The organism is Candidatus Neomarinimicrobiota bacterium (genome assembly GCA_041154365.1).
Classification (GTDB): domain Bacteria; phylum Fidelibacterota; class Fidelibacteria; order Fidelibacterales; family Fidelibacteraceae; genus Fidelibacter; species Fidelibacter multiformis.
This window is the reverse complement of sequence record AP035449.1, coordinates 1,940,835-1,954,932: the sequence shown is the minus strand read 5'-3', so window position 1 is coordinate 1,954,932 and position 14,098 is coordinate 1,940,835. Positions and strand designations below refer to the sequence as shown.

General features: G+C 46.9%; 13 protein-coding genes. 11 read left to right on the top strand and 2 right to left on the bottom strand.

Going from position 1 to position 14,098, the window contains the following annotated elements; genetic code table 11:
* Window positions 1-40: 40 nt before the first annotated feature.
* Complete coding sequence (locus strainIA91_RS08390; RefSeq protein WP_400166332.1) at window positions 41-1,849, top strand: tetratricopeptide repeat protein; 1,809 nt, start codon at window positions 41-43, stop codon at window positions 1,847-1,849.
* Here the strand turns inward: strainIA91_RS08390 and strainIA91_RS08385 are convergent, their stop codons facing one another.
* Together strainIA91_RS08385 and strainIA91_RS08380 are read right to left on the bottom strand one after the other, a co-directional pair.
* Window positions 1,850-2,926 carry an AI-2E family transporter gene (locus strainIA91_RS08385; RefSeq protein WP_400166330.1) on the bottom strand — a complete coding sequence of 359 codons (1,077 nt, stop codon included), beginning with the start codon at window positions 2,924-2,926 and terminating at the stop codon, window positions 1,850-1,852.
* Window positions 2,923-3,456: a cyclic nucleotide-binding domain-containing protein gene (locus tag strainIA91_RS08380; protein ID WP_400166329.1), complete on the bottom strand. Its 534-nt coding sequence runs from the start codon at window positions 3,454-3,456 to the stop codon at window positions 2,923-2,925. Before strainIA91_RS08380 ends, strainIA91_RS08385 begins: the two co-directional genes overlap by 4 nt.
* 147 nt (window positions 3,457-3,603) lie before the next feature.
* Here strainIA91_RS08380 and strainIA91_RS08375 point away from each other — a divergent pair, with 147 nt between their 5' ends.
* The 10 genes from strainIA91_RS08375 (at window position 3,604) to clpX (ending at window position 14,029) form a co-directional block, all read left to right on the top strand.
* On the top strand, window positions 3,604-4,785 hold the full coding sequence (locus strainIA91_RS08375) for a murein hydrolase activator EnvC family protein (protein ID WP_400166328.1): 1,182 nt from the start codon (window positions 3,604-3,606) through the stop codon (window positions 4,783-4,785).
* A gap of 1 nt (window position 4,786) precedes the next feature.
* Window positions 4,787-5,932, top strand: a complete 1,146-nt coding sequence (locus strainIA91_RS08370; protein WP_400166327.1) for an ATP-binding protein — start codon at window positions 4,787-4,789, stop codon at window positions 5,930-5,932.
* Entirely contained in the window at window positions 5,913-6,842 is a 930-nt protein-coding gene (locus tag strainIA91_RS08365; RefSeq protein ID WP_400166326.1) for a stage 0 sporulation family protein, read from the top strand. The genes strainIA91_RS08370 and strainIA91_RS08365 overlap by 20 nt, the downstream gene beginning before the upstream one ends.
* 15 nt (window positions 6,843-6,857) lie before the next feature.
* Window positions 6,858-8,771, top strand: coding sequence for a methionine--tRNA ligase (gene metG, locus strainIA91_RS08360; protein WP_400166325.1), 1,914 nt, complete (start codon window positions 6,858-6,860; stop codon window positions 8,769-8,771).
* Complete coding sequence (locus strainIA91_RS08355) at window positions 8,768-9,316, top strand: hypothetical protein (RefSeq protein ID WP_400166324.1); 549 nt, start codon at window positions 8,768-8,770, stop codon at window positions 9,314-9,316. The genes metG and strainIA91_RS08355 overlap by 4 nt, the downstream gene beginning before the upstream one ends.
* Window positions 9,297-10,076 (top strand): TatD family hydrolase, encoded by a 780-nt coding sequence (locus strainIA91_RS08350; RefSeq protein ID WP_400166323.1) that lies wholly within the window; start codon window positions 9,297-9,299, stop codon window positions 10,074-10,076. The genes strainIA91_RS08355 and strainIA91_RS08350 overlap by 20 nt, the downstream gene beginning before the upstream one ends.
* Window positions 10,066-10,857 carry a 16S rRNA (adenine(1518)-N(6)/adenine(1519)-N(6))-dimethyltransferase RsmA gene (gene rsmA, locus strainIA91_RS08345; RefSeq protein WP_400166322.1) on the top strand — a complete coding sequence of 264 codons (792 nt, stop codon included), beginning with the start codon at window positions 10,066-10,068 and terminating at the stop codon, window positions 10,855-10,857. The genes strainIA91_RS08350 and rsmA overlap by 11 nt, the downstream gene beginning before the upstream one ends.
* 71 nt (window positions 10,858-10,928) lie before the next feature.
* A complete protein-coding gene (gene tig, locus strainIA91_RS08340; RefSeq protein WP_400166321.1) occupies window positions 10,929-12,191 on the top strand; it encodes a trigger factor in 1,263 nt (420 codons plus the stop codon).
* A gap of 9 nt (window positions 12,192-12,200) precedes the next feature.
* Complete coding sequence (gene clpP, locus strainIA91_RS08335; RefSeq protein ID WP_400166320.1) at window positions 12,201-12,788, top strand: ATP-dependent Clp endopeptidase proteolytic subunit ClpP; 588 nt, start codon at window positions 12,201-12,203, stop codon at window positions 12,786-12,788.
* Window positions 12,785-14,029 carry an ATP-dependent Clp protease ATP-binding subunit ClpX gene (gene clpX / locus strainIA91_RS08330; protein WP_400166319.1) on the top strand — a complete coding sequence of 415 codons (1,245 nt, stop codon included), beginning with the start codon at window positions 12,785-12,787 and terminating at the stop codon, window positions 14,027-14,029. Before clpP ends, clpX begins: the two co-directional genes overlap by 4 nt.
* Window positions 14,030-14,098: the final 69 nt, after the last annotated feature.

Sequence of the window (14,098 nt, the reverse complement as noted above, 5' to 3'; positions counted from 1 at the left end):
ATATGATAAGTGTTTTTATATTATGCAATAAATCGAAAGTATGATGAAATACCGTGTAAGCATCCTTGTTTTTTTGTGCATAACCGGAATCGGCATTCTCCGGGGAGAGGTTGATTCGCACCGGCCGGGACCATTTTATCACCGCTGGAATCCCATCCCGGGTATAACTTTCAGAGAGCCGGTGTTTATAACTCTTTTCGATGTCCGGTTCAGGGGAGCTTTTTTTGCGTCACAGGGATTTCAGTTTGAATATGAACCCCAGGCCCTCATCTTTGATTCCACTGAATCCAGCCTGGATGATTTGTCCGATATGTGGAAACGATCTCTGAGTACTCTGGATATACATATCGTCCGCTATAACTGGCCCTATCTTTTTCTGAAACAGAATTCCCTGGATTTGTTGACGGGGGTGGGCATTCGCGAGACCCGGGCGCTGATCCCGGCGGATCTGAATCCCGGCTGGCCTAACCGGGTGGCCTATGGCAGATCCTTTCAATTCAGTCCACGAATTCGTGAAATATATGTATCCCAGACAGTCTATTATCAACCTTTTACCTGGCTGCTCCTTCATGGTGAATTTACATGGGGAAAGGGGGAAGGAGACCTGTATGCCGCCGGAAATAAAGCGTTTGATGTGCAGGTCCGGGGTACAGGCAAAAGCTGGAGTGGCGGGGCAGACTGGGTTTTTGCTCCGGACAGGATTACCGGCAGTCGATTTCGTGCCGGGATCAGTGTCCATTGTTATTCCGCCCACTATAATGTGAAAGATTCTGAACTATTAACACCCCTCCAGGCTGTAAACCTGGGAGGCATGGGAATTGAAATATCTTTCGGGATTTTAATGGGCGCCCTAAAATCATCGGGTGACGAGGGAATATCCCGACTCCGAAACAGGGATTATGTGTCTGCATCCCGTTCCTTTGATCAGTACCTGAGAACACACCCCCGTTCTCTGAAGTCATCTCTGGCCCGGCGGTATAAAGCCTATTCAGACTCCATGACATATTTCCAATATTATCATGAGGGTGAGGATTTTCTGAACGAAGGCCGGATAAGGGAGGCCAGGCAGCGCTTTGATATTGCCATTCGTTCAGGAAATATCGCACTTCGTCAGGCAATCCTTTTCCGCCAGTATCTGCTGGCCGGTCTCTTCGTCCGGGAAGCCTTACATAAACTGGGCCAGGGGGATTATATGCAGGCAGACGGTCTGATTCAGGAAGCATTGAACATTTCTCCCCTGATCCGGGAAGATATCCGGGAAGTAATTTCCGAAATCCACCTGCAAAAAGCACTTCGCCTGATCCTCTCCGGATTGTATGAGCGGGCGGAATCATACCTGCTTCTGGCGGAACAGGAATATCCGTCAAACAAGGACCGTATCACCCGTCTGAGAGGAGAAATGGCCAAAGCCATGCTGCAGGACCTGAAAAAGGCCATGAAAGAATCGGATATGGTGGCAGCCCAATATTTTATGGAGGAATCTGGGCGCATCGACAGGCGGTCCGGTGAACTGGCGGATATGTATGCAGACCGGATTATGGAAAGACTGGCTCGCATGGAGAATGAACTGATGCAGGATAAAAAAGAAAAAGCCTTTGAAAAATTATGGCTGGAAGCCTTCGGCGGAGCCATTCCTGAAACAGCGGTGAAGCATATCCATATCCAGGTTTCTGAAACCAGTGATGAAATCCGTCAAAAGCTGGGGGATCCCCAGGGTGTCCAAAACTGGAATCCGGGCTCACCCACCGATTACATGATTTGGACCTACCGACTACAAAAGGATAACCTTTATCTCTATTTTCACAATCATATCCTGATGAAAATTGAACGCTTTCCCCGACCGGATTAACTATGTCTGGTATTTGGGCGCATTTGTAATAATTTCGCCAAAAGTCACTTTAATAATACCAGCCACCGGAACGGCAAACATCATCCCCAGAAGTCCCATAAGGTTTCCGCCGATGATCAACACAATAAACACAATCAGGGGATGCAGTTCCACACTCTTTCCCACCAGATAAGGGCTGATAAAAGTATTGTCAAGAAACTGGACAAAGGCGAAAACGCCGATCACCAGGACGACAATCAAAAGGGTATTGGGGGGTTGGGACATAAGGACCGATAAAATGGCGGGAATGGCACCGGCTGTGGGTCCCACATAAGGGATCAGATTAGCAAATCCGGCCCAGATGCCAATCAGAACAATGTAGTTGATTCCGGCATCAAAGATGGTATTCACCAAAAAAAGGCCGATAATGGAAGTAACCCCCACACTGGTGGCTGCCAGAAACAATCCCTGAAGGTAAGATGAAAGCTGTCTTTGAATTTTATCCATAATGTTCAGGGACATTTCAAAATGCTTATTGGGCACAAGGCGGATAATCCCCTTTTTGATAGCCCGTTCATCCTTGAGAAAGAAAAAAGTGATAAAAAGGACAAAGAAAAAGCCGGAAAATGCATTGATCAGCCCTTTTCCCGCACCCATCAAAAGTCCGGGCAACTTTTGTTTCAGATTTTCTGTGAGTTCATTGATCTTTTCCGGAATATCCGTAGTGATGGCATTAACGGGAAGTTTACTGTTCAGAAAATCGATGCCGGACTGGACCCGGTCGTTCAATGTGTTTTCGACGCTAAAGCTCTGGGATATTTGCTGAGCGGCATTTTCCACCAGGGGCACAATCCGGCTGACCCCAAAGGCTATGAGGAGTAAAATCACAAGAATAACCATTAAAGCTGATAATGCCCGGGGGATTTTAAAGCGTTCAAGCTTATCCACAAAGGGATCCAGAAGAGTGAACATTAAAATTGATATGACTATCACCGTGATAATGGTCTGAAGGCGGGGGAGGATGAGGATGAATCCTGCAGCCAAAACAATAAAGAGAATCAGGCGGGTGATAAATCGCTGATTTTCAGTCAGGCTCATGATTCGTCTTCCTTTTGTTGTTTTTCCTGAAGTTCTGCCAGAAGTTGATTGGTCACTCTCAGCCGTTCACCTAAGACACGGGCGATATTCAGGACAATTTTACTGCCCAGTTCCGGTTTACGGTTCAGAAGATCCAGCAAATCTCCCCTGAAGAAGCCTAAAACTTCCGTCAGTTCGGTGCAGTATGCCGATGCGGACCGGGGAGCTTCGTCCAGCAGGGATATTTCACCCAGAAAATCTCCACTGTGGAGGGTCACAAGGATTTCTTCTTTCTTGGTATCTCCCTCAACTTTTTCCTGAATAATCTGAATGGTGCCCTTTAAAATAATGTACATTCCGTTTCCCGGATGTCCCTGCTTGAAAATATAATCACCCTTTTTATACACACGTTGATAGACCAGATCCAGAACTTCTTTGAGCTCTTTATGGGAAAGATTCCGGAAAATGTTTACATTGTGCAGTGCTTCCATCATGATCTCTTCCCGGGTCTTCTCTTTCCGGCCTATACTCCGCCACAATACCGATGTCATAATTTCCCTTCCTTTTTACACGCGTAGTTAAAGATAGCTGTAAACTTGAATTTAAGTCAAGGGAAAGTACTTGGGATTCGATGAAAATGGAAATAATTTTCAAGGATGAGACCTTTACATAAAAGTGTTTTTCTGATTTTCTTCCTAATGTCATTTTCCATTTTTCTGGTGGCACAGGATTTGGAGGAATTTGACCGGAAAATCAATCAGCAGAGCAAAAATCTTGAACAGGTCAGCCGGGAGATCGATGCCCTCCAAAAACGGATACAGTCCGCCAGCCACCGGGAACTAACCTATTCAGACGAGTTGGAATACCTGGATCATCAGATTGGGCTCACGGACCGGCGTATTACGGCCATGGAACAGCAACTGAGCCTCCGCCGTGAAAAAGTAGCCCTTCTGAAAAAAAATAAAGCCCAAAATGAAGTCCTGCGGGATAAATTGATTGATCGCTATAAAAAACGGGTTGTCCGATTCTACACAACCCATACCGATGATATGATCAGCTTGATTTTTACATCGGATAACATGCGCCAGCTCTTTTATCGGGTTAAATATTTCAATGCCATCTCCAAAGCTGATAAAGAATTATACTATGAAATCATCGCTCTGATTGAGCAGATTGAACAGGAGACCCGGGAAATTGAAGCCGAGGAAGCAGAAATTCAAAAGACACTGGCTTCATTGCGGAGTGAAGCAGCCTCATTCAGGGAAATGAAAGCAGACAGGGCCCAAAAACTGGAGAAAATCAAATCGGACCGGAAGATGCTGACACAGGAGCTGGAGGCAAAAGAGGCATCGCGGATGGAACTCCAGCGAATCATAGCCAGTATGCGGACCCAGCGGGAAGACCGTCTCCGGGAACTGGAACGACAGCGCCGGCTGCGGGCGGCAACCATGTCCCACAGAGAGTATCCTACTTTTTCCAGCGGCAAGGGAAACCTTCCGTGGCCTGTCCAGGGAACCGTTATCGGGCGCTTTGGCCGTCAAATTCACCCTGTACTGAAAACGGAAACGGAAAATAACGGCATTGATATCAAAGCTCCCGAAAAAACACCGGTGATGGCAATTCAGGATGGGTTGGTCACTACCGTCACCTGGCTTAGGGGGTATGGAAATACCATCATTATCATGCACGGTGAGGATTATTATACGGTATATTCCCACGTAGGCGGAATCCGGGTGTCGGAAAATGAATATGTGGAATCAGGACAGGTGATTGCCGAAGTGAGTGACAGCGGATCACTTCAGGGACACATGCTCCATTTTGAGATTTGGGATTCCAGGCAGAAACTGAATCCCGAAGAATGGCTAAGCCGAAGGAATTGATATGAAGGTTGTGGAACAAGTCGGCCAGGAAAGAATCAGCAGACAGCTTTTAACGCTTATTAAACATCAACGGGTCGGAAATGCATACATTCTTTCCGGTCCCCTGGGATCCGGAACAATGAGTCTGGCTTTGAATTTTGCTGCCGCCCTCAACTGCAAACATCCAGGGCCGGATCACAGTCCCTGTGGAACCTGCGATTCCTGCGTGAAAATCAAGCGGAACTCCCATCCCAATATCCACTTTATTTTTCCCAGCCCTGCCGGAAAAAATCCGAAAGATGATGATCCCTTTGCCGCCCTGTCGGAACAGGAATACAGTATGGTCCAGGATGCCATGGTACGATTATCGGAGGATCCCTATCAGGGGATTGAGGTGGAATCGGCAACAACCATCCTCATCAGCATGATCCGGAAATTGCGAAAAGATCTGATGCTCAGTGCCAGTGAAGAGGGATGGCAGGTTGTTATCCTGTACCGGGGTGAAATGCTGAGTGATTCCTCATCGAACGCTCTGTTGAAAATTCTGGAAGAGCCTCCGGGAAAAACGGTTTTCCTGATCCTTACGGATAAATACAACACACTGTTACCTACCATCCGAAGCCGTTGCCAAAACATTCCCGTCAATCCTCCGCCGGTGGAAGAAATCACCCAGTGGCTTATGGATCATCATGGAGTAGACCGTGAAACAGCCGCCTATTATGCCCATTTCAGTCATGGCGATATCCGGCGTGTCAAAGAATTCCTTTCTGCGGATATGAAAGCCGAAAGTGAGGAACTGAAACATTTCTGGCGTTATTTGATGAGTGGGAACATGACCGCCCTGACCCAATGGGTAGAGGATTCCCACAAACAGTTTAAAAAAGATAAAGAAGCCGTTCGGCGGACATTCCGCCAGATTCTTTTCTGGCTGAGAGATGCACAACTCATCCGGGAAGGAGGATCCCCCGTCCACCTGATTCATTCGGGCTTTGTGGAAGAACTGACCCGGTTTGTCGCCTATTTTCCGGCCATCGATTATCTGAAAATGATCCGTGAGACGGAGCGGGTTATTGAATTGACCGGGAAAAATGTTTATTTTCCCGCCCTGATTGGACATTTATGTCTGTCTCTAACAGAGGAACTCGCCCATGCCAGATCCGGTACATGATCATCAATACATGATTATAAAAGTTGAATTTAAGGGAAACAGACGTCTTTTCTTTAAAAATGATATGGAATATCCCATCCATAAAGAGGATTACCTGGTGGTTGAAACGGACAAAGGGGAAGATATGGGGCGGGTCACCGCTCTCATTCCCGTCCGGGAGGATTGCACCGGCTGTTATCCCGTATCCCAGTATAAAATCCTGAGAAAAGCAGACGATTCGGACTGGAACCAGTACCGGGAAAACCAGAAGAGTGAGGAAAAAACATTCAAACTCGGCCTGGATAAAGTCAAAGATCTCCATTTGTCCATGAAACTCATGGATGTGGAATACCAACTGGACCGGAAAAAGGTCACGTTTTACTACACGGCGGAAGAACGGGTGGATTTTCGCGAACTGGTCCGCCAGTTGGCTTCGGTCCTCCGGACCCGGATTGAAATGCGGCAGATCGGAGTCAGGGACGAAACAAAACGCCTGGGTGGCCTGGGCTCCTGTGGTTTTCCCCTCTGCTGCGCCACCTTTATCGAGGATTTTGAACCGGTAAGTACCCAAAATGCCAAAGATCAGAACCTTCCCATGAATCCCCTGAAACTTTCGGGACTCTGTGGAAAGCTGAAATGCTGCCTTCGCTATGAACATCCTTACTATATTGAAGAATTGAAAAAATATCCCAAACCCGGCACACCGGTTTTCATGAACAATCAAAAGGGGTATGTGCTTAAATCAGATATTATCTCCCGAATGGTGACCTGTGCCTTTGAGCAGGATGTCCGGGAGGAAATCCCCCTGGAAAATGTGGAAACACTGGTTAAACAAGCCCTGGAAGCCGGTTTGTCCGGTGAATATCCCGATTACCTGACAGAAGGCTCCGTCGATGAAAATGAACTCAAAGCCATTGAAGATAACTCGTAACAGGAGATTTGAAGAATGGGTAAACGCTTCTACGTGACAACTCCCCTCTATTATGTGAATGATCAGCCCCATATTGGTCATACCTACTCTACCATTGTTGCAGATATCCTGGCCCGGTACCACCGAATGCGGGGGGAAGACACCCATTTTTTAACCGGCACTGATGAACATGGCCAGAAAGTCCAGCAGGCTGCCGAAAAAGCCGGTATCCCGCCGGAAAAACACTGTGACGAGTATGCCCGGCGATTCCGTGGTTTTTGGGATGAGCTGGGGCTTACGTATAATGATTTTATCCGGACTACCGAAATACGCCATACCCGGGTGGTTCAGAAAATTCTTCAGGATCTCTATGAGAAAGGGGACATTTACAAAGATAAATATGAGGGTCTCTATAGTGTTGCGGAAGAACGGTTTATCACCCAGAAAGAGTATGAAGAGGGAAATTACCGGGAAGTCAGGGAAATCCACGAAGAAAACTATTTTTTCCGCATGAGTGCCTATCAGAAAGCCCTCATAACCCATATCGAATCCCATCCTGCGTTTATTCAACCTGAAAACCGAAAAAATGAGATATTGGGATTTTTGCAGCAACCTTTGAATGACCTTTGTATTTCCCGCCCGAAAAACCGGCTGTCCTGGGGAATTGAACTTCCCTTTGACCCGGATTTTGTGACCTATGTATGGTTTGATGCGCTGATCAATTACATCAGTGCCGTAGGTTTCAGCCGGGATGATGCCCTTTTTCAAAAATGGTGGCCGGCGGTGCATATCATTGGAAAAGATATTCTCACCACACATTGTGTATACTGGCCGACCATGCTGATGGCAGCCGGAGTTCCTTTGCCGGAGACTATTTTTGCCCACGGGTGGTGGATGAGTGAAGGACAGAAAATGAGTAAAAGTCTGGGAAATTTTATCGATTTGAATACCATCCGGGACCATGTGGCACGGGTGGGGACAGATGCTTTCCGATATTTTCTGGCGAAGGAAGGCCCTCTTTTCGGAGATTCGGATTTTTCCAAAGATCGTTTTTATCAAACGTATAATACGGATCTGGCCAACGATTTCGGCAACCTGGTAAACCGGATTCTGAAATTGATCCATAAATACTTTGATGCAAAAATCCCGGTACCTGGAAAGCTGTCCAACACTGAAGATACCCTGAAACGTGAGGGGGAATCTCTTCAAAAAAGAGTGATGGATCTGCTGGATCGTTTTGAATTGAACCGCCTGGTATTTGAAATTTTATCCTACATCCGTTCCATCAACCGCTACCTGGAACAAAAAGCACCATGGAAACTTGCCAAAACTGATTTAGAGCAGACAGGGACAGTCTTGTATTCAGCTTTGGCATCCCTTCGGATGGCGGCAGGACTTTTAGAGCCTGTCCTCCCGGAAAAAACGGCCCTGCTTTTTGATATATTGCATGATAAACATCAGGCGGGCCGTATGCCTGAATGGAGCGGATTGAAACCGGGTGTGGAGGTTCAGGAAACCGAAGGACTTTTTCCCCGGGTTGATCTGGCCTTTTTACAGGAAGACACCACGGAAGAAAAACCTGCCCCTCGAGAAACAGTTGAAAATACACCGGAAGATCAAACCGGATGGATTTCCCTGGACGATTTTCAGAAAATCCGTCTTCAAACAGGCCGTATCCTTGAAGCAGAAGCCGTTCCCGGGACGGATAAGTTGATGAAGCTTACTGTGCAATCAGGGTCTGAAACCCGTATTCTGGTGGCAGGTATCGCCTTATATTATAAAGCGGAAGAACTTATTGGAAAAAACATTGTGATTGTGGCAAATCTCAAGCCGGCAACGATTCGGGGAATCCGCTCCGAGGGCATGTTGCTGGCAGCCCGGAGCAGGGATACACTGCGACTGGTGACCCTTGACGGGGATTTGCCTGAATCAGGAGTTGTGATAAAATGAAACCATCACTCGAAAACAGCCTGAAAGTCCTGGCGGCTACCCTTGTCAGCAGTCTGGCAGGCCTCTCCGTTACCGGGCCCAGGATTTTTGATGTATCGTCGCAATATTTCCATTTCATCCTGGCCGGATTTCTCATCGCTTTCATGTGGATTCCCGTGAACCGTCTTGTAAAAGGCGGCCTTGTACTGGGACTTTTTCTTGTGTACAAAGGACTTCTGGCTCCGCCGTTTACAGCCTTTTTTATGCGGGATCTGATCTATTTTCTTGTTTTCTTTTCCTTATCCTGGTGTGCTCCGGCAGGATTGCAGCGGTGGAAATTGAGCCGGCCTGTCAGCCGATTTGTTTTTGGAGGTATTGTTGTTGGCCTGGCGTATCTCATCTCTGCTGTTCTGATTGTCCTTGTATATCCTGCCTACGGCTGGGACCTTATGGCCCTGGCAAAGGTGAATGCCCTGTATGGATTCACCATCGGCCTGGCTGTGGAGCTGGGCTTTGAACTTGTTCATTTGTTGCTCACCGTGTTGTATGCCCGCCATTCTGATTGATACCCACGCCCATCTGAATTTTTCTCCCTTTGCGGATCATCCGGAGCCCTACCTGGAACGGGCACGGCAACAAGGGATCGGTGCTGTTATTGTCCCCGGCGTGGATATTCCCTCTTCAGAAAAAGCCCTGGAACTGGCCGAGCGCTACACCATGATTTATGCGGCAGCCGGTATCCATCCGGAAGACTCAGGTACATTTGTATCGGATCACCTGAAAATCCTTGAAACCTTTTGCCAACATGAAAAATGTGTAGCTATCGGAGAAACCGGGATGGATTTTTACCGGGAGTATGCACCGGAAATGATGCAGATTCGTGCCTTTCAAGGGCAGGCAGAATTGGCAAAATCACTGAACCTTCCTCTGATTATTCACAACCGGCAGGCTGATGCACCCATCATGAATATTCTGAAAAAGGTGGATTATTTTAAAGGCCAGTGTCATTGCTATACCGGCAAGGTGGATTTTGCCCGGCAGTGTCTTGAAAAGGGGCTTCTTATTTCATTTACCGGGTTGGTGACCTTTGCAAGGGAAATCAGGGATACGGTATCGCAACTTCCCCTGGAAGCCCTGATGATTGAAACGGATTCACCGTTTATGGCCCCCATCCCGTACCGGGGAAAAACAAACGAACCTGCCTATGTACGGCGCGTAGCCGAAACCTATGGGGAGATTTTCGGAGTAACATGTGACGACGTGGCTGCCATCACAACCCAAAACGCATTACGTCTTTTTCCGAAACTTACACTGAATGAAGGATAAAACGTTCTATCCCAAAAAATCCCTGGGACAGAATTTCTTGCAGGATCCCAACGTCATCCGGAAAATAGTGGATGCAGTTCAACCCCGGCCTGATGATACTATCGTGGAAATCGGTCCGGGCCGTGGGGCGATTACATCCCACCTTGCCGGGAAATGCCGTGAATTAATCCTCATAGAATTTGATCAGGATCTGGCAGAAACCCTGCAAAAGGAATATGAAACGGACAGGCATGTACGGATAATCCGGGACGATATTTTAAAAACCGATTGGAAGGAATTTCTTCCTGCAAACAAAGTCGTGGGGAACCTTCCTTACAATATATCATCCCAGATCCTTTTTGCCTTGTATAGCCACGCACCGGATGTAGGAGAGGCTGTTTTTATGGTCCAAAAGGAATTTGCCCGGCGCCTGGTTGCAGAACCTTCCACAAAAGATTATGGTATTATGACCATTCTGACACGGCTCTATGGAAAGGCAGAAATCTTGTTTCATATCCCCCCCACAGTGTTTTTTCCCCGCCCCAAAGTGGATTCCACTCTGGTGAGAATACGGCTGGATTCCGGTAACAACCAGGATATAGACGATAAAGCATACTTTCATCAGCTGGTTCGGACCGCTTTCAATCAACGGCGGAAAACCCTCCGTAACAGTCTGAAAAAAATCACAGAAGACCGGTTCATACCCTCTGTTGATCTTAGTCTGAGAGCCGAAGCCTTAACCTTTGAAGATTTTAAAAGGCTGTATCATATCCTAAAGGGGGATTCACCGGCTTCAGTTTAAGAATCTTGGTTAACAGTTATATTTATATTAAATTTATAGGCTGAACCAAAACGAACAAGGAGAGTGATCCATTGAAGACAGATGTAAAAGAGTTATCACCGTCTAAACGCGAACTGGTGATTGAGGTCCCATGGGAAGAACTGGAGACTTTGTACACGGCTTTTTTGAAAAAGTTCAGATCCCAGATCCAGATGCCGGGATTCCGGAAAGGTAAAGTCCCTATGGGAATGGTGGAACGGCAGTATGGAAGTCATGCCGAACTGGAATTTGTCAAAGACCATTTCAATATGTTTTATTATAAAGGGTTGCAGGAAACCAAGCTCAATCCCATTGGTGAGCCTGATGTTGAACACATCCATTTTCACAAGGGTGAGCCCTTGCATCTTCACCTGAATCTTGAAATTCTGCCTGAGTTAAAACTCCCTGCATATAAAGACGGGTTTAAGGTTGAAAAACCTGTCTATACCATAAAAAAAGAGGATGTGGAAAAACAGATTGAAGAACTTCGGAAGAAAAATGCGGAGTTGATGGAAAAGGAAGGTCCGGCGGATATGGGTGATTATCTGGAGGCGGAAGTTGTGGAGACAGACGCTGAAGGGAATCCTGTCGACGGCTCTGAACCGGAAACCACAACCCTTGTCCTGGGTGAAAATCCCATCACTGAAGACAGGGCAAAATCCCTGAAGGGTATCCAAAAGGAAGAAACCCGTCCGTTGGTATTTAAAGCAGAGCATGAAAAGGATGAAGACCGGTATTTCAGTGTGAAGGCGCTGAAAATCCAAAAGCTGAATTTGCCGGAAATCAATAAGGAATTTGTCCAGACTGTGGATTCCGAGCTTGAAACGGTAACTCAGTTGAAAGACAAAATCAAACATGAGCTGCAGAATTATCTGGATCAAGAGAGCGAAAAACAGTTGGATAACAACATCCGGGAGTATTTTCTGGGTGAACTGAAAGAATTTGAAATTCCTGAAACCATCATTCAGGGGTATCTGGATGATTTATACAAAGATCAGAAAGAGCAGGCCGGAATATCAGAGGAACAATTCCGTGAACAGTATCATACCATGGCCCATAATACATTGAAGTGGATGATGGTCCGTGAAGAAATCATCAAGCAGGAAAATCTACAGGTCTCGGAGGAAGACATTCAGAAAAAGGTGGATGAGTTGATCCAAAAAGTGGATGAAAAACTCAGGGATGCCTATAGAACCTATTATGAGTCCGACAACTTTAAGAAGACCCTTTCACAGGAACTGATGTCGGACAAGGTCATGGATTATCTGAAATCATTTGCGAAAGTGAAAGAGAATAAAATTGCCCGAAAAGGGTAGGGGGCTGTGATGAATTACGTACCCATGGTCATCGAACAATCCGGACGGGGTGAGCGGGCTTATGATATTTATTCCCGCCTTTTGAAGGAACGGATTGTATTTATTGGGACACCGATTGATGACCAGGTAAGTACCCTGGTGATTTCCCAGCTTTTGTATCTGGAAGCAGAAGATCCGGAAAAGGAAATATCCCTCTACATTAATAGTCCGGGAGGATCTGTTTCGGCAGGTCTGGCCATTTATGACACCATGAACTATATCCAGTGTGATGTGGCGACAATTTGTGTAGGACAGGCAGCTTCCATGGGGGCCTTTTTACTGGCAGCGGGGACCAAAGGGAGGCGGTCGGCCTTGCCCCATGCCCGGCTTATGATTCATCAGCCTTTAGGGGGTGTTGAAGGACAGGCCAGCGATATTGAAATCCATGCCCGGGAAATTTTAAAGACAAAAAAACTCTTAAATGAAATATTACGGGACCTGACAGGTCAAACCCTGAAGAAAATCGAAAAGGATACTGACCGGAATTTCTTCATGAGCCCGGAAGAGGGTATTAAATACGGGTTGATTGATACGGTCCTGAAGAAAAGGAACGCATGACAGACGGTATCAAGCGCCGCGAACGAATTTGCAGTTTTTGCGGCCGTGAAGAAAAAGATGTATTGGCTTTGGTGGAGGGCCTGTACGGGTCCATTTGTGATGAATGTGCCTTTACAGCCCTGGATATCATTCAGCAGCAGCTGGAAGAAAGCTATGAACCGGAATTGGAGTCCCTGCCCACACCCCGGGAAATACACGAAGAACTCAATAAAACGGTAATTGGCCAGGATCATGCCAAAAAAGTTGTTTCGGTGGCAGTATATAATCATTATAAGCGTATTCAGAATCCTCGGGCGGAAGATGACGATGTAGATCTGGAAAAGAGCAACATCCTGCTGGTAGGTCCTACAGGTACTGGAAAAACCCTCATCGCCCAATCCCTGGCCAGAATGCTGAAGGTCCCATTTGCCATTGCGGACGCCACCACCCTCACGGAAGCAGGATATGTGGGGGATGATGTGGAAAACATATTGGTCCGGCTGCTTCAGGCTGCCGATTACAATGTGGCAGCAGCGGAAAAGGGGATTGTTTATATTGATGAAATCGACAAAATCGCACGGAAGTCCGGGAATCCGTCCATTACAAGAGATGTGAGCGGAGAAGGGGTTCAACAGGCTCTGCTGAAGATACTGGAAGGGACCGTATCGGCTGTTCCTCCGAAGGGTGGACGTAAGCATCCTGAAGCCCAGATGGTTCATATTGACACCCGTTCTATCTTATTTATCTGTGGTGGCGCCTTTGAAGGGCTCGATGACATTATTGCCCGGCGAATCGGGAAAAAAGAGATTGGATTTGGAGATAAAGCCCGGACAGGAAAACGGATGACCCGGGATGAGATCCTGGAAAAACTGGAGCCACATGATCTGAACAGCTTTGGTTTTATCCCGGAACTTATCGGCCGCCTGCCGGTCCATGCCACCCTGCAGGAGCTGACAAAAGAAACGCTTCGGAGAATTTTAACCGAACCCCGGAATGCCCTGGTCAGGCAGTATGAAAAACTTTTAGATCTGGAAGGCATTCGTCTTGAGTTCCGGGAAGATGCCCTCGACGAAATCGTGGAATTAGCACTTAAGCGGAAAACCGGTGCCCGGGCTCTGCGCTCGATCATGGAAGATATTATGCTGGATTTGATGTATGAGATCCCCGGTGAAGAAAAAATCGGAACCGTCGTGGTGGACCGGGATGTGGTATTGAAAAAAGAATCCTATAAAACTGTACGGAAATCCAAAAAAGCCTCATAATTCAGCATTGCCGATATATATTTGGCGGAAAATCTGATACATCTTCTGATTAAAACATAAATATGCATT